General features: G+C 47.7%; 20 protein-coding genes and 1 tRNA gene. 19 read left to right on the forward strand and 2 right to left on the reverse strand.

Annotated features, from left to right (window positions below):
- Window positions 1-2: 2 nt before the first annotated feature.
- The 16 genes from QZZ22_RS12750 (at window position 3) to nadA (ending at window position 17506) form a co-directional block, all read left to right on the forward strand.
- Entirely contained in the window at window positions 3-1301 is a 1299-nt protein-coding gene (locus tag QZZ22_RS12750) for an amidohydrolase family protein (protein ID WP_292465500.1), read from the forward strand.
- Between the two features lie 34 nt (window positions 1302-1335).
- Window positions 1336-2571, forward strand: coding sequence for an adenosylhomocysteinase (locus tag QZZ22_RS12755; protein ID WP_292465503.1), 1236 nt, complete (start codon window positions 1336-1338; stop codon window positions 2569-2571).
- A gap of 290 nt (window positions 2572-2861) precedes the next feature.
- Window positions 2862-2938: transfer RNA gene (locus QZZ22_RS12760), tRNA-Lys, on the forward strand.
- 105 nt (window positions 2939-3043) lie between these two features.
- Window positions 3044-3229: a DNA-directed RNA polymerase subunit H gene (locus QZZ22_RS12765; protein ID WP_292465583.1), complete on the forward strand. Its 186-nt coding sequence runs from the start codon at window positions 3044-3046 to the stop codon at window positions 3227-3229.
- Between the two features lie 113 nt (window positions 3230-3342).
- Window positions 3343-4965 carry a DNA-directed RNA polymerase subunit B'' gene (locus QZZ22_RS12770; protein WP_292465585.1) on the forward strand — a complete coding sequence of 541 codons (1623 nt, stop codon included), beginning with the start codon at window positions 3343-3345 and terminating at the stop codon, window positions 4963-4965.
- Window positions 4958-6772, forward strand: coding sequence for a DNA-directed RNA polymerase subunit B (gene rpoB, locus QZZ22_RS12775; protein ID WP_292465505.1), 1815 nt, complete (start codon window positions 4958-4960; stop codon window positions 6770-6772). Before QZZ22_RS12770 ends, rpoB begins: the two co-directional genes overlap by 8 nt.
- Before the next feature lie 12 nt (window positions 6773-6784).
- Window positions 6785-9427 (forward strand): DNA-directed RNA polymerase subunit A', encoded by a 2643-nt coding sequence (locus tag QZZ22_RS12780; protein ID WP_292465507.1) that lies wholly within the window; start codon window positions 6785-6787, stop codon window positions 9425-9427.
- A gap of 32 nt (window positions 9428-9459) precedes the next feature.
- Complete coding sequence (gene rpoA2 / locus QZZ22_RS12785) at window positions 9460-10572, forward strand: DNA-directed RNA polymerase subunit A'' (protein ID WP_292465588.1); 1113 nt, start codon at window positions 9460-9462, stop codon at window positions 10570-10572.
- 96 nt (window positions 10573-10668) lie between these two features.
- A complete protein-coding gene (locus tag QZZ22_RS12790) occupies window positions 10669-10956 on the forward strand; it encodes a 50S ribosomal protein L30e (protein ID WP_292465509.1) in 288 nt (95 codons plus the stop codon).
- 19 nt (window positions 10957-10975) lie between these two features.
- Window positions 10976-11401 carry a NusA-like transcription termination signal-binding factor gene (locus tag QZZ22_RS12795; RefSeq protein ID WP_292465510.1) on the forward strand — a complete coding sequence of 142 codons (426 nt, stop codon included), beginning with the start codon at window positions 10976-10978 and terminating at the stop codon, window positions 11399-11401.
- A gap of 53 nt (window positions 11402-11454) precedes the next feature.
- On the forward strand, window positions 11455-11883 hold the full coding sequence (locus QZZ22_RS12800; RefSeq protein ID WP_015052943.1) for a 30S ribosomal protein S12: 429 nt from the start codon (window positions 11455-11457) through the stop codon (window positions 11881-11883).
- Window positions 11880-12449, forward strand: coding sequence for a 30S ribosomal protein S7 (locus QZZ22_RS12805; protein ID WP_292465590.1), 570 nt, complete (start codon window positions 11880-11882; stop codon window positions 12447-12449). The genes QZZ22_RS12800 and QZZ22_RS12805 overlap by 4 nt, the downstream gene beginning before the upstream one ends.
- A gap of 43 nt (window positions 12450-12492) precedes the next feature.
- A complete protein-coding gene (locus QZZ22_RS12810) occupies window positions 12493-14685 on the forward strand; it encodes an elongation factor EF-2 (protein WP_292465511.1) in 2193 nt (730 codons plus the stop codon).
- A gap of 118 nt (window positions 14686-14803) precedes the next feature.
- Window positions 14804-16075, forward strand: coding sequence for a translation elongation factor EF-1 subunit alpha (gene tuf, locus QZZ22_RS12815; RefSeq protein ID WP_292465512.1), 1272 nt, complete (start codon window positions 14804-14806; stop codon window positions 16073-16075).
- 33 nt (window positions 16076-16108) lie between these two features.
- The gene (rpsJ, locus tag QZZ22_RS12820; protein WP_292465513.1) at window positions 16109-16420 is read left to right on the forward strand and encodes a 30S ribosomal protein S10; all 312 of its coding nucleotides are present in this window, start codon (window positions 16109-16111) and stop codon (window positions 16418-16420) included.
- Between the two features lie 153 nt (window positions 16421-16573).
- A complete protein-coding gene (gene nadA, locus QZZ22_RS12825) occupies window positions 16574-17506 on the forward strand; it encodes a quinolinate synthase NadA (protein ID WP_292465515.1) in 933 nt (310 codons plus the stop codon).
- Window positions 17507-17514: 8 nt separating this feature from the next.
- Here the strand turns inward: nadA and QZZ22_RS12830 are convergent, their stop codons facing one another.
- Both QZZ22_RS12830 and QZZ22_RS12835 read right to left on the reverse strand, forming a co-directional pair.
- Window positions 17515-18252, reverse strand: a complete 738-nt coding sequence (locus QZZ22_RS12830; RefSeq protein WP_292465517.1) for a HesA/MoeB/ThiF family protein — start codon at window positions 18250-18252, stop codon at window positions 17515-17517.
- Window positions 18253-18438: 186 nt separating this feature from the next.
- Complete coding sequence (locus QZZ22_RS12835) at window positions 18439-18567, reverse strand: hypothetical protein (RefSeq protein WP_292465519.1); 129 nt, start codon at window positions 18565-18567, stop codon at window positions 18439-18441.
- A 154-nt stretch (window positions 18568-18721) separates the two neighbouring features.
- Here QZZ22_RS12835 and QZZ22_RS12840 point away from each other — a divergent pair, with 154 nt between their 5' ends.
- From QZZ22_RS12840 to fdhD, 3 genes are read left to right on the forward strand one after another with little or no spacing between them, the layout of a single operon-like run.
- Window positions 18722-19042 (forward strand): winged helix-turn-helix transcriptional regulator, encoded by a 321-nt coding sequence (locus QZZ22_RS12840; RefSeq protein ID WP_292465520.1) that lies wholly within the window; start codon window positions 18722-18724, stop codon window positions 19040-19042.
- A gap of 45 nt (window positions 19043-19087) precedes the next feature.
- On the forward strand, window positions 19088-20278 hold the full coding sequence (locus tag QZZ22_RS12845) for a cysteine desulfurase (RefSeq protein WP_292465521.1): 1191 nt from the start codon (window positions 19088-19090) through the stop codon (window positions 20276-20278).
- Complete coding sequence (gene fdhD, locus QZZ22_RS12850) at window positions 20256-21107, forward strand: formate dehydrogenase accessory sulfurtransferase FdhD (protein ID WP_292465522.1); 852 nt, start codon at window positions 20256-20258, stop codon at window positions 21105-21107. Before QZZ22_RS12845 ends, fdhD begins: the two co-directional genes overlap by 23 nt.
- Window positions 21108-21111: the final 4 nt, after the last annotated feature.

The following is a 21111-nucleotide window of genomic DNA, read 5'->3' on the forward strand; positions in this document are numbered from 1 at the left end:
ACATGGCAGACATCATAATCAAAAATGCTTATGTGCTCACAATGGATCCCGATATGGGGGACATTAAGGGCGGAGTTGTTGTTATCAAGGATGGTATAATTACAGAAGTTGGCACGTCCACTGACAGCACCGCGGACAAAGTAATAGATGCCGGAGGTTGTGTGGTTATGCCGGGACTGGTAAACACTCACTGCCATGCAGGAATGACGCTTTTCAGAGGAAAAGCAGATGATATGCCATTAAAGGAGTGGCTGGAGAACCGTATCTGGCCTGCGGAAGCAAAACTCACCGATGATGACATCTATGACGGCAGCCTTCTTGCCTGCCTGGAGATGATAAGGTCTGGTACAACAGCTTTTGCTGATATGTATATCCATATGGACAGGGTTGCGCAGGCCGTTGATGATTCAGGCATGAGGGCTGCACTCTCATACGGCATGATAGACTTTTGTAACAAAGAGAAGGCTGATGCTGAGCTTAATGAGGGTATGAGATTTGTCAGAGAATGGAATGGGAAGGCGGAAGGCAGAATCACCACGATGTACGGACCTCATGCACCCAACACATGCTCCAGAGACTTTCTGATAAGGGTAAAAGAGCAGGCTGTAAAGGATAAAGTAAGAATACACATCCACGTGCTTGAGACCGAGGCGGAGCTCAATTATATGAAAGAGAATTTTGGAATGTGCTCCATACATTTCCTTAAAGGCATCGATTTCTGGGGAACGGATATACTCGCAGCACACTGTGTATGGCTCTCCGACGGGGACATAAAGATACTTGCAGAGCATGGGGTCAATATTTCACACAATCCCGTAAGCAATATGAAACTTGCATCCGGCATAGCACCGGTATCCAAACTTATTGAAAGCGGGGCCAATGTCTGTCTCGGGACCGACGGGTGTGCATCCAACAACAACCTTGACATGTTCGAGGAAATGAAGACTGCAGCACTGCTCCAGAAGGTCAGTACAATGGACCCTACGGCACTGCCTGCACGCAAGGTACTGGAGATGGCAACCAGTAACGGTGCAAAAGCTCTTGGCATTAAGAGTGGGGTCCTGAAAAAAGATTATAACGCTGATATTATTATCGTGGACCTGAAAAGACCCCACCTCACACCCGTGTATGATGTTGCTTCACAGCTGGTGTATGCTGCAAGCGGCAAGGATGTCAGGACGACCATCATAGCCGGGAAGGTGCTCATGGAAGATTCCATAGTTAACAGCCTTGATGAGCAGAGTATCCTTGAGAAGGCGATACAAACCTCCCGGGAACTGGTGGCAAGAATTAACGCTTAATCAATATTACTAACATTTAATGAGGAGATTACAAATGAGTGAAAAAGAAATGGTGGATTCCGGCAGGCAGAAAATTGAATGGGCTCGCAGCCATATGCCGGTACTTGCGGCAATACGGGAACAGTTCGAAAAGGATAAGCCCCTGAAAGGACACAGGGTCGGTATGGCCCTTCATGTGGAAGCAAAGACCGCGGTACTTGTGGAGACACTGGTGGCAGGAGGGGCAGAGGTTGCCATTACAGGATGCAATCCCCTGAGCACGCAGGATGATGTCGCACTTGCACTTGATGCATGCAAAGACATTGACTGTTATGCAAGATATGACTGCTGCAATCAGGAATACTACGATGCTATCGACAAGGTCCTTGACTTCAATCCTGACATCACCATAGATGATGGCGCTGACCTTATATTCAAGATCCATACCGAGCGTGTGGAAATGCTTCCGACCATCCTCGGAGGATGTGAGGAGACAACTACAGGCATCCACAGGCTCAAGGCCATGGAACGCGACGGAGCTCTTAAGATGCCGGTCATAGCAGTCAATGATGCACAGACAAAATTCCTTTTTGATAACCGCTATGGTACCGGCCAGTCTTCATGGGATGGGATCATGAGGACCACGAATCTGCTTATCGCAGGAAAGAACGTGGTCATTGCAGGTTATGGATGGTGCGGGAAAGGTGCAGCCATGCGCGCAAAGGGCCTCGGAGCCAATGTAATCGTTACTGAGATAGATGTTATCAGAGCACTGGAGGCTCGCATGGACGGCAACAGTGTTATGAGTATGAAGGAAGCGGCAAAAATAGGCGATATCTTCCTGACGACGACAGGCAACAGGGACATTTTAAGCAGAGAACATTTTGAAGTGATAAAGGACGGAGCCATTCTTGCAAATGCAGGACATTTCAATGTAGAGATCAACCTTGAGGACCTGGAAACCATGGCAAGGTCAGTACACACATCAAGGAAGAATATAAAAGAATACGACCTTGGCAGCCGGAAAGTCTATGTCCTTGCTGAGGGCAGACTTGTCAACCTTGCAGCAGGCGACGGACATCCTGCAGAAGTCATGGACATGAGTTTTGCAAACCAGGCACTGTGCGTTCGATACATAGCTGAGAACAAACTTGCCAGCGGAGTGCATGCCGTGCCAAGGAAACTTGACGTCGGTGTAGCTGAGATGAAACTCAGATCTATGGGCATTAGTATTGACAAGCTTTCATGTGAACAGACCGAATACATGGAAGGCTGGGAATGCGGGACCTGAACAGTCCTGCTTTCACTTATTATTTAAAGGCCAGGTTTTGAGAAAAGATTAGGCTTTACTTTGTAAAGTGCCTGTTTAATGATATATATAGATTGCCAGATATAATATATTAAAGTTATAAAAATAAAATAGTGAATAAACAAATATAAATAGTAAAAAAGCGTTTACACATTCTGATGAGCAAGAGACTGAAGGCCTCCACAAGTTATATATACCATGTGAACCTGTAGTCACCGCTACACCGAAGAATGGACGTGCAGTACCTCCAGCGAAGTTACATCAGTCAAAATGGGCTCGTAGCTCAGTCAGGCAGAGCGTCTGGCTTTTAACCAGACGGCCTAGGGTTCAAATCCCTACGAGCCCGCCATATTTTGCGAGGAGTGTCCACGTTCACATTTTGGAGGGAGGAACTACAGTGCCAGAGAGAAAATTTAGTCTGCTCGACCATGAATTAATTCCCAAACATGAGATCATGTCGGAAGAAGAGTTAAAACTTGTTTTAAAACATTATAATAGCGGGAAAGAACAGCTTCCAAAAATAAAGGTTGAGGACCCTGTGATTAAAGAGATTGGGGCACAGGTGGGAGAAGTTGTCAGAATCACCCGTAAGAGCCAGACTGCTGGCGAAGCGTTCTACTACCGGCTTGTTATCGCGTGAAATTGTAGAGCCGTTCGTTTCACAGAGGAACAAGGACATTATTATTACGATTTTTTTGCGATATTACCATATTACATAAAGAGGGTGCTATCATAGCGTTAAGTAAAGGGCAAATAGCGAATTCGTTTTTCACGAAGGATAAGGTCGTGCAGCATCACATCGATTCTTATAATAAATTCCTGGAAAGCGGACTTCAAAAGATCATCGATGAGCAGAGAGTAATAGAGACAGATCTTGAAGATACATACATAAAACTGGGAAAGATAAGAGTAGAGAATCCTGTTGTAAAAGAGGCAGATGGGGCTATCGAAAGGTTATATCCCAACGAAGCAAGACTCAGGAATCTTTCATACTCCGCACCGCTCTACCTGCAAATGAGCGTTGTTGTAGGAGAAGAAGAGAAAGAGCCACAAGAGGCAAAGATAGGCCAGCTCCCGGTAATGATAAAATCCGACATCTGTAACCTGACAGAATTGACGGATGAGGAAATGGTTAAGTATGGAGAGGACCCGCTGGACCCCGGAGGATACTTCATAGTCAATGGTACAGAACGTGTCGTCATGACACTGGAAGACCTTGCTCCTAACAAGATACTCACGGAGTTCGGAGAAAGATATGGAGACATGATCGAGGTTGCAAAGGTGTTCTCCCAGAGGAGAGGATACAGGGCACTCGTCGTAGTGGAAAGAGGAAGAAAATCAATTCTTGAAGTGTCATTCCCATCCATATCAGGTCGCGTCAACTTTATAACCCTCATGAGGGCGCTTGGCGTCGAAACTGATGAAGACCTTGTGAAAGTGGTTTCCACAGATCCTGAGATAATGAAGTTCATGTTCGAGAACCTGGAAGAAGCTGAGGTCTCAACCGTAGAAGAAGCAATGGAGAAAATAGGCTCCCGTGTAGCTTCCGGGCAGGCAAGGGATTACCAGATCAAGCGTGCCAACTATGTCATTGACAGATATCTGTTGCCACATCTTGGTAACGAACCCACTAACAGGGTCGCCAAAGCAAACTTCCTGGGCAGGATGGCAGAATCATGTTTTGAGCTTGCACTTGGGAAGAGGAATGAGGACGACAAGGACCACTACTCCAACAAGAGGCTTAAACTTACAGGAGACCTGATGGAGGACCTGTTCAGAGTAGCTTTCAACAGGCTGTCCCGCGACATTAAGTACCAGCTCGAGAGAGCGAATATGAGGAACCGTGAACTTAATGTCATAACCCTTGTTCGTGCTGATGTACTAACCGACCGTCTGCAGCATCCACTTGCAACAGGTAACTGGGTTGGCGGAAGGACCGGCGTATCACAACTCCTTGACAGGACAGATTACATTTCGACACTATCCCACCTGAGACGTGTCATTTCCCCGCTCTCAAGGGCACAGCCACACTTCGAGGCCCGTGACCTGCACCCTACACAATGGGGAAGGCTTTGTCCGTCTGAAACTCCGGAAGGACCAAACTGTGGACTGGTGAAGAACTTCGCCCAGATGGTTGAACTTTCCACAGGATCCGATGAGGACAAATCTATCAAGAATATACTCTATGATCTCGGAGTCACCCCGACCATGATCCGCTCATCTTTCCATAAAATACCAGGTTATGAAGGAGAAGTGGAAGAATTTGTGGATGAAGAGGGTGCCCCGCACATAGATGAGGAGAACACGGAACCGCTTGGATATGCGAACTATTCCGACACACTGGACGACAACATGGGAGGATTACTTGATGAATGAAGCTAAAGTGTTCCTGAACGGAGAACTGATTGGCACACATAACGATCCTGCGGATCTGGTGGAAAACATAAGAAAACAGCGAAGAGCAGGGGTAATTTCAAGCCAGATCAATGTTACTCTGTATGAAGAGATCCATGAAGTGATTATTAGCTCGGATATGGGCCGTGCCAGAAGGCCACTAATCGTCGCTGAGAACGGACAGGCGCTGGTAACTCCCGACGAAGAAGATAAGATAGCTGTGGGAGATCTGTCCTTTGACGAGCTTCTTACACAAGGAAAGATAGAGTACCTTGATGCAGAAGAAGAAGAGAATGCATTCATCGCCCTTTATCGCAGAGACATAACTGAGAAACACACACACATGGAGATCAACCCGGGCCTGATGCTAGGCATCTGTACCGGAATGGTACCTTACCCGGAGCACAATGCATCCCCACGTAACACCATGGGTGCTGCAATGGTCAAGCAATGTATCGGCGTATCCACATCCAATACAAAGCTCAGGCCGGATACCCGCGCACATCTGCTCCACTACCCGCAAAAAGCGATGGTCAGGACACAGACATGCGAAGCCATTCACTTTGATGAGAGACCGGCCGGACAGAACTTCGTTGTAGCTGTCATGTCATATGAAGGACACAACATTGAAGATGCCCTGGTCTTTAACAAAGGCTCGATCGAGAGAGGTCTTGGAAGGAGCCATTTCCTGAGAACCTTTGAAGGAGAGGAAAGAAGATATCCAGGTGGACAGGAGGACAAGTTCGAGATACCCGACTCTGAGTTCAGAGGAGCGCGCAGCCCGGAGGCATACGCGAACCTTGACGTAGACGGTCTTGTTAACCCGGAGACAGTTGTCGGGCCAAATGATGTCCTGATAGGCAAGACAAGCCCGCCACGTTTCCTTGAAGAGCAGTCCGATTTTGGCATTACCGTTGAACAGCGCAGAGAAAGTGCAATCACCATGCGCTCCAACGAGAAAGGAGTAGTTGATACCGTACTGCTAACAGCTTCCATCAATGGCACCCGGCTTGCAAAAGTGAAGATAAGGGACCAGAGAGTACCTGAAATAGGCGACAAGTTTGCTTCCAGGCACGGACAGAAAGGAGTTATAGGACTCATCGTACCCTATGAGGACATGCCCTTCACACATACCGGCATGGTGCCGGATCTGGTTATCAATCCACATGCCATCCCATCACGTATGACAGTAGGGCATGTGCTCGAGATGATAGGAGGCAAGATTGGTTCCATGGAAGGCAGGCGTATCAATGCAACGGCATTCTCCGGGGAATATGAGGATGACCTGCGTGCTGCACTTAAGAACCACGGCTTTGCCCACACCGGAAAGGAAGTATTCTACGACGGAGTCACCGGACAGATGATCCGTGCGGACGTGTTCGTAGGAGTTATCCTTTACCAGAAACTGCACCACATGGTTGCATCAAAGATACATGCAAGGTCACGTGGACCTGTACAGGTGCTGACCCGCCAGCCAACAGAAGGGCGTGCCCGTGAAGGAGGCCTGCGTTTCGGAGAAATGGAGCGTGATGTGCTTATAGGCCATGGCGCTGCAATGACATTGAAAGAAAGGTTGCTGGATGAATCTGACAAGGTCGTCGAGCTTGTCTGCGGACATTGCGGAATGATCGCCACTTTCGACAGGAAGAGGAACATCAGATACTGCGCTAACTGCGGTGCTGAAACAGATATCCATCCGGTGGAAATGAGTTATGCATTCAAACTATTGCTTGATGAGATCAAGTCCCTTGGTGTGGCTCCGAGGCTGCACCTCGAGGACGCTGTCTGAGGTGATCACTAAATGAAAGAACTACCATCTATACCTAAAAGGATCGGCGCTATAAAGTTCGGTCTGTTGTCACCCAGAGAAATTAGGAAAATGAGTGTGACCTCCATCGTCACTGCGGACACATATGATGACGACGGTTACCCTATAGATATGGGACTTATGGACCTGAGGCTTGGTGTCATTGACCCGGGCCTTAAGTGCAAGACCTGCTCAAGCCGTGCAGGTGAATGTCCCGGCCACTTCGGACATATCGAACTTGTTGCCCCGGCCATCCATGTGGGTTTCAACAAGACCATCCGGAAAGTACTGCGTTCCATCTGTCATAACTGCAGCAGGCTTTTGCTCACTGTCGACCAGAAAAGGAACTTCCTTGCCCAGCTGGAGAACTCCAAGGACATGGGACACCTTCCTGACGATATTGTCAACGAGGTATTCAAGGAGTCACGCAAGACAAAGATATGCCCGTACTGCTCGTCTGAGCAGAAAGAGGTCAAATTCGAAAAGCCCACTGATTACATAGAAGATGGTCACAAGCTTACCCCTACTGAGATAAGGGACCGCTTTGAGAATATACCTGATGATGACGTGAAAGTTCTTGGCATGGATCCAACCAGTGCAAGGCCGGAATGGACTATTCTTACAGTCCTTCCTGTGCCACCAGTCACCGTAAGGCCATCCATTACCCTTGAATCCGGCCAGAGGAGTGAAGACGATCTCACACACAAACTTGTAGATATAATCCGTATCAACCAGAGATTCCAGGAGAACAGGGATGCAGGCGCCCCACAGCTCATCATCGAGGACCTGTGGGAATTGCTACAGTACCACGTGACAACGTTCTTTGATAATGAAGTGTCAGGTGTACCTCCTGCAAGACACAGATCAGGAAGACCCTTAAAGACCCTCACCCAGCGTTTAAAAGGAAAAGAAGGGCGTTTCAGAGGAAGTCTTTCAGGTAAGCGTGTGAATTTCTCGGCACGTACTGTCGTGTCCCCTGAACCAAACCTGAGTATAAACGAGGTAGGAGTGCCTTTTGAGATTGCTCACCAGATGACAATTCCTGAAAGGGTGACCACCAGAAACATTGACCTGCTGCGTATGTATGTCCTCAGGGGAAGCGAAGTGCACCCTGGCGCAAACTACGTGATACGTGAAGATGGTAGGCGTATCAGGGTATCTGAGATCAATAAAGAGGAACTTGCCGAGAAGATACAGACTGGATGGGTCGTTGAGAGACAACTCATGGACGGCGATATAGTTCTTTTCAACAGACAGCCCTCTCTGCACAAGATGAGTATCATGGCACACAAAGTAAAGGTTCTTCCTTACAAGACATTCAGGCTGAACCCGGCTGTTTGCCCCCCCTATAACGCGGACTTTGACGGTGACGAGATGAACATGCACGTTCTCCAGACCGAAGAGTCAAGAGCAGAGGCAAGCATCCTCATGCAGGTACAGGAGAACATCCTCTCTCCGCGTTTCGGAGGGCCGATCATTGGCGGTATACACGACCACATATCAGGGCTTTTCCTGCTCACGAGAAATGAGAACAGCATTACCAAGACAGCTGCACTTGAGCTGCTCAGGAAGTCAGACATAAGGGTCCTGCCGGAGCCTTCAAGTTACACCGCAGATGGCGAACCCCTATGGAACGGAAAGCAGATATTCAGCCAGATATTACCCAAAGGGCTTTATCTGGAATTCCCCGCACAAGTATGTTTCAAGTGTGAAACATGCAAGAAGAGGGACTGTGAGTACGAAGCTTATGTTGTTATAGAAAACGGCGAAATGTTACAGGGAACCATTGACGAGCAGGCAATCGGCGCTTTCAAAGGTAAGATACTTGACAAGGTTGTCAAGGAATACGGCACTGAAGCAGGAGCCAAGTTTGTAGATGACTTTACAAGGCTTGCAATACGCGGAGTAATGAAGACCGGCCTTAGTTTCGGAATAAGTGACGAAGATATACCGGCCACTGCCAAGATGCAGATCGCCAACCTCCTGAATGAGGCGGAGGAGAATGTCCAGCGGTTGATACAAGCCTATGAGGCAAAAGAACTCGAAGCATTGCCGGGGCGTACGATGGATGAGACCATTGAAATGAAGATAATGCAGGAACTGGGTAAAGCCAGGGACCAGACAGGTAACATTGCAGGAAGGCAACTGGGTCTTGAGAACTCTGCAGTTATAATGGCAAAGTCAGGAGCCAGGGGTTCAATGCTCAACCTTACGCAGATGGCGGCCTGTGTCGGCCAGCAGGCAGTTCGTGGTGAGAGGATTAGAAGAGGATACAACGGAAGAACCCTCCCCCACTTTGACAAAGGTGACCTCGGTGCCGATGCACGTGGTTTCGTGAAGGCCAGTTACAAGAGTGGTCTCAATCCGACCGAATATTTCTTCCACGCAATTGGTGGGCGAGAAGGTCTTGTGGATACTGCGGTACGTACATCACAGTCAGGTTACCTGCAGAGAAGGCTTGTGAATGCGTTGCAGGACCTTGAGGTGCAGTATGACGGATCCGTCCGTGAGACTCGTGGCGTGATCGTGCAGTTCAAGTACGGAGAAGATGGTATAGACTCAACCAAGAGTGACTACAGCAAACCGGAAGCAGTGCATCGTATAGTAAGGGCGGTAACAGGAAGAGAGGTGAACTAAAGATGAGCATTAGTGAAGCTACTATAGATTCAATGATCGGACAACTTGATCTTCCGAAGAACATAATGAAGACCCTTAAAGATGATGCCATCAAGGCGGGAGTCACAAAGAAGGAGCTTGAAGATATCATCGAACGCCTGCTGGAAAGCTACCAGTATGCGCTCGTGGAGCCATGTGAAGCGGTAGGTGTTGTTTCAGCACAGTCTATTGGTGAACCGGGAACGCAGATGACGATGCGTACCTTCCACTACGCCGGTGTCGCTGAAATTAACGTTACTTTGGGACTGCCTCGGCTTATAGAGATAGTTGACGCAAGGAAACTGCCAAGCACACCTATGATGACAATTGCACTGGAGTCAGGATATGCGACCGACAGGGACAAGGCCCGTGCTCTCGCCTGGGAAATAGAGGCAACACATATAGAGAACCTTGCAGATATAACGACGGATCTCGCAAACATGCAGTTGATCATCGACCTGAACGAGAAGAACCTGGTCCAGAGAGCGCTCACACCAGACGAGATCGCTGACAAGATACGCGAGAAAATGGATGTTGTTGTAACTGTTTCGAATAATATCTCAAACCAGGTAATACTGACACCGAATGCCCCATCTTACAGGGAACTACTCCAGCTTGCGAAGAATATCCATAACATCACACTCAAAGGTATCGAAGGTATCAAGAGAGTTGTTATCAGAAAGGATGGCGAAGAGTACACCCTTTATACAGAAGGCTCACAACTTAAGGAAGTTCTGCAGATCGGGGGTGTGGATGTCACAAGGACATATACTAACAACGTAGAAGAAATCTATAATGTATTTGGTATCGAGGCTGCAAGGAATGCAATCATTACTGAGGCCAACAGTACACTTGGAGAGCAGGGTCTTACAGTAGATGTCAGGCACATCATGCTTGTATCAGATATCATGTGCTGTGACGGCGAAGTGAAGCAAATCGGCAGACATGGTATTTCTGGAGAGAAAGCCAGTGTATTTGCCCGTGCAGCGTTCGAAGTTACTGTGAATCACCTCCTCGATGCAGGAATGCGTGGAGACCTTGATGAGCTCAATGGTGTCACAGAGAACATTATAGTAGGACAGCCAATCAAGCTTGGTACAGGCGATGTCCACCTTATTTCAAGGTAAACAGTATCATGTTGTTCCATATGAACAACCAGAAACTACATATAAGGATTCAAGTATTAGGATACAATCTAACACATTATAAACGAGTTGATGTAAATGGATATTAACATTGATAAAGCACTTATCAAAGTCATCAGAACCGGCAAGGTCATAATAGGATCAAACCGCACTATCGATGCCGCCATGAACAATGAGGCAAAGATGGTCGTACTGGCTGCAAACTGCCCGAAAGATGTCAGAGCAAAGATAGAAAGCACAAATGTGACCATACTGAACTATAAAGGAACAGGCATGGAACTGGGACCTGCATGCGGTAAGCCATACATCATCGCTGCAATGGCCATCATTGACAGCGGCGAATCTGACATACTGGCTGCATCTTAATAAAAGGGAGTTGCCATATTTGAGTGAGATCAAATTATCTACAGAAGGGCTGAGATATATAGCTTTATTTGAAGAACTGACAAAGGCAACTGTCAAGGATTGCATAATCGATGAAGGACGCATAATATATGTGATCAAGGCAGGCGACATGGGAGCCGCCATCGGAAAGAATGGTGATCACATAAACCGCGTCAAAAAAACTGTGGATAAACATATCGATCTCGTGGAGTATTCTGACGAGCCGGCTGAATTCATCAAGAATGCTTTCGGCCCCGTAACTGTCAGGTCAGTTAATATTGTGGACAGGAACAACAAGCGATTAGCTTATGTAGAAGTATCCAATAAGGACAAAGGACTTGCCATTGGACGAGATGGAAAAAACATAGAGAAAGTTAAGCTTGTTGCAAAGCGACATCATGACATAGATGACGTAATCCTTCAGTGATCACAATTATAACAACTTTAAATCAACTCATAGATATAATCAGAGGAATTAACATGCCAAATGGAAAGTATGCAGCTCACACACTTCAGAGCATTCGTAAGAACGCAAGGTGGAAAGACTCCTATTACAACAGACGTACACTTGGATTGGACGTAAAGGCTGATCCGCTTGGTGGCGCACCCCAGGGACGGGGAATCGTTCTTGAAAAAGTGGGTGTCGAAGCAAAACAGCCGAACTCGGCTATCAGAAAATGTGTCAGGATCCAGCTTATCAAGAACGGACGCCAGGTATCAGCATTCTGCCCGGGTGACGGAGCTATTAACTTCATCGACGAACACGACGAAGTAACTGTAGAAAGGATTGGTGGCCGTATGGGCGGTGCAATGGGTGATATTCCCGGAGTGCGCTTCAAGGTAATTGCCGTGAACAATGTTTCCCTAAGGGAAATGGTCATCGGTCGCAAGGAAAAACCAAGGAGATAATCATTATGTTAAAGTTATTCGGCAAATGGGATCTCACAGAAGTAGAAGTCACGGACCTTGGAATCAAGAAATACGTGAACATCGATCCTGTAATAGTTCCCCACAGTAACGGAAAGCATGCCAAGCAGCAGTTCAACAAATCAGAGATATGCATAGTTGAGCGCCTCGTTAACAACATAATGAGGGAAGAGACTAACACCGGCAAGAAACAGAACGCAATGGCTGTTGTGAGCGAAGCTCTTGACATAATCCACGCAAAGACAAAGAAGAATCCGGTACAGGTGCTTGTCGAGGCTATCTCTAACGCAGGCCCCAGAGAAGAAGTAGTAAGACTCAAGTACGGAGGCATATCCGTCCCCAAAGCAGTCGATACTTCATCCCAGAGACGTGTGGACACTGCGCTCAGGTACATATCCATGGGATCAAAGCAGGCTTCATTCAAATCAAAGAAGAGTGCCGCAAGCGCTTTGGCTGCAGAGATAATCGCTGCTGCAAACCGTGATGCAAAATGTTTCTCCATCAACAGGAAAGACGGCAAGGAAAGAGTCGCAAAGGCAGCACGTTAATGCTGCCTTTTACATTTAGCCAATTATAAGAAAGGTAATCAATATGGGCAGAAGAAAGAAGATGGTGGAGCGTGTGACTGCGCTCATGAACGAGCCAGAAAAGATACGTAACATTGGTATCGTTGCACACATAGACCACGGAAAAACCACTTTGTCTGACAACCTCCTGGCAGGCGCAGGCATGATCTCAAAGGAGCTTGCAGGCAGGCAGCTCTTCATGGACTCAGATGAAGAAGAGCAACAGAGAGGCATCACAATTGATGCATCCAACGTCTCAATGGTTCACGAGTATGATGGTGTGGACTACCTCATCAACCTCATTGACACACCCGGTCACGTAGACTTCGGTGGCGACGTAACACGTGCAATGCGCGCTGTGGACGGAGCAGTTGTAGTCATTGATGCAGTTGAAGGTACAATGCCGCAGACAGAGACTGTGCTCAGGCAGGCTCTCAGGGAGCATGTCAAGCCAGTACTGTTCATTAACAAGGTAGACCGCCTTATCAATGAACTTAAGGTAGACTCCCAGGAAATGCAGATCAGGCTCGGAAAGCTTATTGACCACGTTAACAAACTCATCAAGGGTATGAACGAGGAACGCTACAAGGCAGGATGGAAAGTAGATGCTGCACAAGGTACCGTTGCTTTCGGTTCAGCTCTTTACAACTGGGCCATCAGTGTGCCCATGATGAAGAAGACCGGCATCAGTTTCAATGATGTTTATAACTACTGCCGCGATGGAGATATGAAGACCCTTGCCGACAAATGCCCGCTCCACGAAGCGGTCAACGACATGGTCATCAGGTTCCTTCCAAACCCATTGCAGGCTCAGGAAGGCAGGACTAATGTCATCTGGCACGGCGACAGGCAATCACCAATTGCAAAGTCAATGGCAACTGCGGACGCAAAGGGAGACCTTGCATTCATGGTCACTGACATATCCATGGACCCACATGCAGGAGAAGTCGCAACAGGAAGACTGTTCAGCGGTTCCCTCACCCGTGGCCTTGAAGTATATGTAACTGGTGCCGCAAAGACTAACAGGATCCAGCAGGTAGGTATCTTCATGGGTCCGGAGAGGCTCGAAGTGGAGACTATACCTGCAGGTAACATTGCAGCAGTCACCGGCCTGAGAGACGCGTTCGTCGGCTCCACTGTAACCACACTGGACGGAATGACACCGTTTGAAAGCATAAAGCACGCAAGCGAACCGGTGGTGACGGTAGCAGTCGAAGCTAAGCACATGAAAGACCTTCCAAAGCTCGTTGATGTACTCAGACAGGTAGCAAAGGAAGACCCCACACTTTCAATCACTCTCAACGAAGAGACTGGCGAGCACCTGATGGCAGGCATGGGCGAGTTGCACCTTGAGGTCATTGCGCACAGGATAGAGCGTGACAAGAAAGTAGAGATCACAACCACACCTCCGATAGTGGTATACCGTGAGACAATCCGTGGACAGGCAGGCCCTGTAGAAGGGAAGTCACCAAACAGGCACAACCGGTTCTACGTGCATGTCGAGCCCCTTGAGGAAGGCGTAAGGGAACTTATCAGAAATGGTGAGATATCCATGCGTATGCCCGAGGTAGAGCGCAGGGAAAAACTCATGGCAGCAGGTATGGAGAAAGATGAAGCAAAGAGTATCACTGATATCTTTGAAAGCAACATCTATCTTGATATGACCAAGGGTATCCAGCACCTCAATGAGACCATGGAACTTATCCTTGAGGGTTTCCAGGAAGTAATGAAAGCAGGACCTCTCTCAAGAGAACCATGCATGGGTATAAAAGTGAAACTCGTGGATGCAAAGTTACACGAGGATGCAGTCCACAGAGGACCCGCACAGATCATCCCAGCATCAAGACAGGCCATTCAGGCTGCAATGCTTATGGCTGACGACACGCTTCTGGAACCATATCAGAAAGTATTCATCCATGTACCACAGGACCATATGGGAGGAGCAACCAAGGAGATCCAAGGCCGCCGCGGTATCATATTAAACATGACCTCTGAAGGCGACATGACGGTCATCGAATCCAAATCACCGGTAGCCGAATTGTTTGGATTCGCCGGAGACATCAGATCTGCAACAGAAGGACGTGCGATGTGGAGCACCGAGTTCGCAGGATTTGAGACACTCCCGGCAAGCCTGACGACCGAAATCATTGGTTCCATAAGACAGAGGAAAGGACTGAAGAAGGAGCTTCCGCAAGCATCTGACTACCTGAGCCAGTGATGACAGAGGTTGCAGCATTTGCTGCAAACCTTTTTCGTCAGAAAGGTTTAAACGTGTAAACGTCTATTAGGTCAAAATCAAATTAGAGTATTAATAATCGAATATAGGAGATATGAAAATGGCATCTGACAAACCACACATGAATTTGGCAGTCATCGGTCACATTGACCACGGCAAGTCTACCCTTGTCGGAAGACTGATGTTCGAAACAGGAGCAGTTCCTGCTCACATGATCGAGAAATATAAAGCAGAAGCAAAAGAGAAAGGAAAGGAATCCTTCGCTTTCGCATGGGTCATGGACTCACTCAAGGAAGAGCGTGAGAGAGGTATCACCATCGATATCGCCCACAGAAGATTTGACACTGACAAATACTACTTTACAGTCGTGGACTGCCCAGGTCACCGTGACTTCGTCAAGAACATGATCACCGGTGCATCCCAGGCAGACGCAGCTATCCTTGTAGTCGCTGCACCTGATGGTGTAATGTCCCAGACCAAGGAACACGTGTTCCTGTCCAGGACCCTCGGTATCAACCAACTGATCATTGCTGTCAACAAGATGGACGCTGCAAACTACAGCCAGGAGAGGTACGAGCAGGTCAAGAAAGATGTCAGTCAGCTTCTCGGAATGGTCGGGTTCAAGGCAAGCGAAATTCCATTTATTCCAACATCCGCTTTCGCTGGCGACAACATGTCAACAAAGAGTGCAAACACTCCATGGTATACAGGCCAAACCATCCTCGAGTCACTCAACACACTCAAGGAACCAGACAAGCCAGACAAGCTCCCTCTCAGGATTCCTGTGCAGGATGCATACACCATCTCCGGTATTGGAACTGTGCCAGTTGGCAGAGTTGAGACCGGTATCATGAAGAAAGGCGATACAGTCATCTTCAATCCAAGCGGTGTAAGTGGTGAAGTCAAGTCCATTGAGATGCACCATGAAGAAGCTTCTCAAGCAGGACCTGGCGACAACATTGGCTGGAACGTTAGAGGTGTAGGTAAGAACGATGTCCGCAGAGGAGATGTCTGTGGCCCGACGGCCAACCCACCTTCCGTTGCAGATGAGTTCACTGCACAGATAGTTGTGCTCCAGCACCCATCCGCGATCACAGTAGGTTATACACCAGTATTCCACTGCCACACTGCACAAACTGCATGCACACTGATGGCGATCAACAAGAAACTTGATCCAAAATCAGGCCAGGTAAAGGAAGAGAATCCAACCTTTATCAAGGCAGGAGATGCAGCAATCGTTACCATAAAGCCAACAAGGCCAATGGTAATCGAACCAGTAAAGGAAATCCCACAGCTCGGAAGGTTCGCCATCCGTGATATGGGCATGACCATTGCTGCTGGCATGTGCATAAGTGTCACACAGAAGAAATAAGACACTTATCCTTTTCTTTTTTAGGAGACGAACATGTCACAGAAAGCTAGAATAAGATTATCAGGAATCAGCCCGGTTAACCTTGATGGTGTTTGCGATCAGGTAAAAGCTATCGCAGAGAGAACAGGAGTAAGTATCTCAGGGCCGGTTCCACTACCTACTAAAAAGATGGTAGTTCCGGTCAGAAAGAGTCCAAGCGGCGATGGTACCGCAACATGGGACCACTGGGAGATGCGTGTCCATAAGAGACTCATCGACATTGCAGCCGATGAACGTGCACTCAGGCAGTTAATGCGCATCCAGGTACCAAAGGACATCAACATTGAGATAGTACTTCAGAACTAAAAAACGCATAGTTATTGTTAAACAATAACTATCATCACCTACTCGTTACAGAATATATTCTGTAACAACCCAATTCTTCTTTTGATTTATTTTCAAAGTATGTGACTTCATTCCAAAAGCACAGAAAAATAATCGCTCTATAAGGTATTACTCATGGCTAATATTCAAATAAGGATAAAGGACACTGAATCTATAATCAAGGATATATTCAGGCTCAAAGAAGAGAAGGATGCAGTCATTCTGGCACATAACTACCAGACCGCAGATGTGCAGGATATAGCCGATTTCACCGGAGATTCACTGGAACTTTCAAGGATAGCAGCAGCTCAGGATGCATCAGTTATTGTTTTTTGCGGCGTTGACTTCATGGCAGAGACCGCAGCCGTCCTCTCACCTGATAAAACAGTGCTTTTACCGGCACCCGATGCCAATTGCCCTATGTCAGACATGATCACCGCAGGTGAATTGTGCGTCCTCAAGGAAAGATTCCCTGAAGCCGCTGTTGTCTGCTATGTGAACACCAGTGCCGAAGTAAAAGCCGAAAGCGACATCTGCTGCACTTCCGCAAATGCCGTGAGGGTCGTGGAGTCACTTAAAGAGAAACAAGTCCTTTTCGTTCCGGACAGGAACCTTGGACGTTATGTAGCCAGATTCACGGACAAGGAGATACTTCCATGGGAAGGTTTCTGTTTCGTACATGACAGGATAACTTCCGATGATGTAATGCATGCCAGGGAAGCGCATCCTGGGGCAGAATTGCTTGTCCACCCTGAGTGCAGGCCGGAGGTCATTGACCTTGCAGACCACGTATTCTCCACATCCGGAATGATAAAGCATGTGTGCTCAAGCGACAGCAAGGAGTTCATTATAGGAACCGAGGTAGGGATACTGCACCGGATGGAAAAGGACTGTCCGGACAAGTCCTGCTACCCGTTATCTTCCGGTGCAATCTGTGCGACTATGAAAAAAACGGATCTCCAAAAAGTACACAAATCCCTTGAAACTCTCACGCCCAGAATAACAGTGCCTGAAGATGTTGCAGAAAGGGCACGCATGGCTATCCAGAGAATGCTCGATATCAAATAACCCGATTTTTATACATCTGAAGAGCCATGCCCACATACTTCACAGTCAAAGCGTCTGCCGAACCTTAAAGTGTCCATCTCAGCCAGGAGGCCATTCCATATAAGAAGGCGATCCGTGAGCAGTTTGCCTGTCCCCACCAGGTATTTGATAACCTCGTTGGCCTGTATCATGCCGATAATACCAGGGGTCACTCCCACTACCGGGAATACCTCTGCCGGCGGAGCACAGGGAAAGATACAGCTAAGACATGCAGACTTCCCAGGAATCACAGTTGTTGCCTGGCCGTCAAAACCTCGTATTGCACCATGGATTAGCGGAATATTTTTCTCATGTGCTGTACGGTTGAGCAGGTAGCGTGTCGGATAGTTGTCCATAGCATCTACGATCAGGTCTGCGTCACCGACAAGTTCAGAAACGTTTGTTTGGTCTATGACCTGGCATAATGCTTCTATCTCAATATGCGGGTTGATAGCAAGCAGTTTCTCTTCAACAGACATGACCTTCTCTTTTCCGATGTCCTGCTCCCAGTGAAGCACCTGCCTGTTCAGGTTGGAACGTTCTACAAAGTCCTTGTCCACTATCCTGAGATAACCCACTCCTGCCGCTGCAAGGTAGAGTGCCACCGGACACCCAAGACCCCCTGCACCTGCTATGAAGACCCGGGATTTCTTCAGACGCTCCTGACCGTCCTTACCAAAGAGCATGACCTGCCTTGCATAGCGTTCAAGTTCAACTTCAGTTAGCATGACCTACTCTTCCCCCTCAAAGCAGAAAAACTTGATCCCAAAGTCAAGGAGCAGACGTTTTTGGCGGAGTTAAATAATTTGGAGCTCATATTTCCCGGCTATTTTCTGGAATGAGTCTGCAAGACACCTGATCTTTTCCCATGACAGGCCATAGGTGTTCAGCTTCCAGATCAGTGATAATTGCCTTCACTCTGCTGATCTGCTCATGAAATCTGTTCCCTTCATGCAAACCTCTGCCATCAGGCACGGAGTCACGAGGTATTTTGCGGACATTTTCCAGGCGAAGAGTGCCTCGAATGTTTTCTGAAATATCATATTCAAGTTAAATACCTCTATAACTTTATGCTTTAATTCTAAATCACAAAAAACTCAAAGCCGAAAAATACTTTAAGCCATGAACTCAATCCACAATTGTGAAAACTATCCGGGAGACACACATTCAAGTAAATGAAAGATGGGAGACTGAATCATGAAACTACCCTGTGAAAAGGTTGTATGGGATGTTCTGCCTGCCATCAGGGCATCAATTGCCGAAGAGCTTGCAAACTGCGGCCTTACGCAACAGGAAATAGCCAGGGAACTGGACATGGCGCCTTCTGCAGTCTCACAATACCTTTCCAAGAAAAGAGGCTATCGAATAGTTTTCGAAGATGATGTAAAGGAGTCCATAAGCCAACTGGCCCTGGATATCAAAGAAAAGCGTGTTACCGATATTGTGCCCAGGGTCTGCCGTATATGTACGCAGTTACGAGCTGAGGGAGACAGGTGCGGTGGTCACGATACCGGTTAAGCCGTGCCTTCAAAGAAATTTGTTCCGGCATCACATCAATAGAGGGTGGCCGCTTTGAGAAACATTGAGCTCAGAAAGGATTTTCCGCTTCTTAATGATGTCATCTATTTCGATAATGCAGCTACCAGCCTCATACCTGAACCTGTCATTGATATAATGAATGAATTTGAGAGGATGTACAGGGCAAACGTGGGAAGGGGGGTGCACAGGCTGACCAGCATCGCCTCGCAGAAATACTTTAATGCGCACCAGAAGGTAGCACATTTCATAGGAGCTGATGCAGGCACTACAGTGCTTGCAAAAAACACCACTGAAGCTATCAATATGGTAGCATACGGCCTTAAATGGAGCAAAGGCGACAGTGTCGTGACAACTGTCATAGAGCATCATTCCAATTTCCTTCCATGGATGCGTCTTCGTCAAAAAGGAGTTGGGATGGAAGTGATTTTGCCACAATCTGACGGCACGTTCGACCTTTCGGACTTTGAACTTGCAATTAATGACAATACGCGCCTTGTAGCCGTTTCCCATGCATCCAATGTACTTGGCACTATCCTGCCGGTGAAGGAAATTGCTGCCATATGCGAAGAACATGACACCAGGTTACTCGTCGACGGCGCTCAGTCAGCACCGCACCTGCCGGTTAACGTCATGGATATCGGCTGCGATTATTTCTGCTTTTCAGGACACAAGATGCTCGGTCCCACAGGCACAGGAATACTCTGGATGAAGGATGACGACATCAGCCCTCTCCTTGTAGGAGGAGGGATGATAGAAAGCGTCTCAATTGAGGAATATACGCTTGCAGAAGGCTACCAGCGCCATGAAGCCGGAACACCGCACATAGCGGGGATGATAGGCCTTGGAGGAGCTGCAGAATATCTGGAGAAGGCAGGCATGAATGACATAAAAAAACATGAGGAGCAACTTACCCTCAAGCTCCTCACGGGACTTGCCTCACTGGAACATGTGCACATCTACGGGCCTGAAAATGATAAGGACAGAATAGGCGTCGTCTCTTTCAATATAGAAGGTATGCATCCCCATGAAGTTTCCCACATACTCGACGAGGCCTCTTCGATCATGACCCGTTCAGGAGAACACTGCTGTCAGCCACTGATGAATTATCTTGGGCTTCCCGGCGGGACCGTCCGGGTGAGTCTATACCTGTACAATACCGAAGAAGAGATCGACCTGTTACTGGATACCCTTGATGAACTTACACGGAGGTTGTAACATCTTTAAAGAAATTCCCTGCATTAAAGGAGAAGGAGAGTCATTCTCACAGGAGATGCACCCGGTCATTGAAGAGATGCCCCTTGCAGTAAACGTTAATGGACGACATGCCCTTACAGCCATGACAAGCCCGGTGATGCTAAGGGAATTTGTGACGGGCTTCCTTTACACCGAACGTATCATCAAAGATATTGAAGAGATAGAATCCATCAGAATAGAAGGTAACACCGCCGATGTCCTTACAAGGAACCCGTTCAAGATACTCATGTCACATAAAACCGTCCTTAGCGGATGCGGCGGCAGTATGTCGTTCCTGGATATAGAGAAGCTTCCTCAGATAAATTCCAAACTTTTCATTAGTGCACAGGACATCGGAGCTGCTGTCAGAGAGGCACTTGATTCCGAATTACATGTAAGGACAGGAGGTATCCATGTCGTGGCACTCTATGGGCCTGGCGGAAAGATACAGGTCATCGAGGACATCGGCAGGCATAATGCACTTGACAGGGCCATCGGATACGCACTTGAGCAAGGCATTAATCTTTCAGGCACCTATGTGATATGTTCCGGACGCATATCCTCTGAGATGGTCAGGAAATGCCTGGTGGCAAATATACCCATCATAGTATCAAGAGGTGCCACGACTACGCTTGCAGTCGATATTTCAAAAGCGCGTGGTCTGACAGTTGTAGGGTTTGTCAGAGGAAAAAGGATGAACATCTACTCAGGTGGGGAGAGAATAGCCGAAATACAGCCTGCTGATTCTGCATACCTTACTGCTACAATGGAAAGTGAATCCAAAAAGGAAGTAAATGAAAAAAGGGAGTAATAGA

The sequence above is a fragment of the Methanolobus sp. genome, assembly GCF_016278365.1.
GTDB lineage: Archaea > Halobacteriota > Methanosarcinia > Methanosarcinales > Methanosarcinaceae > Methanolobus.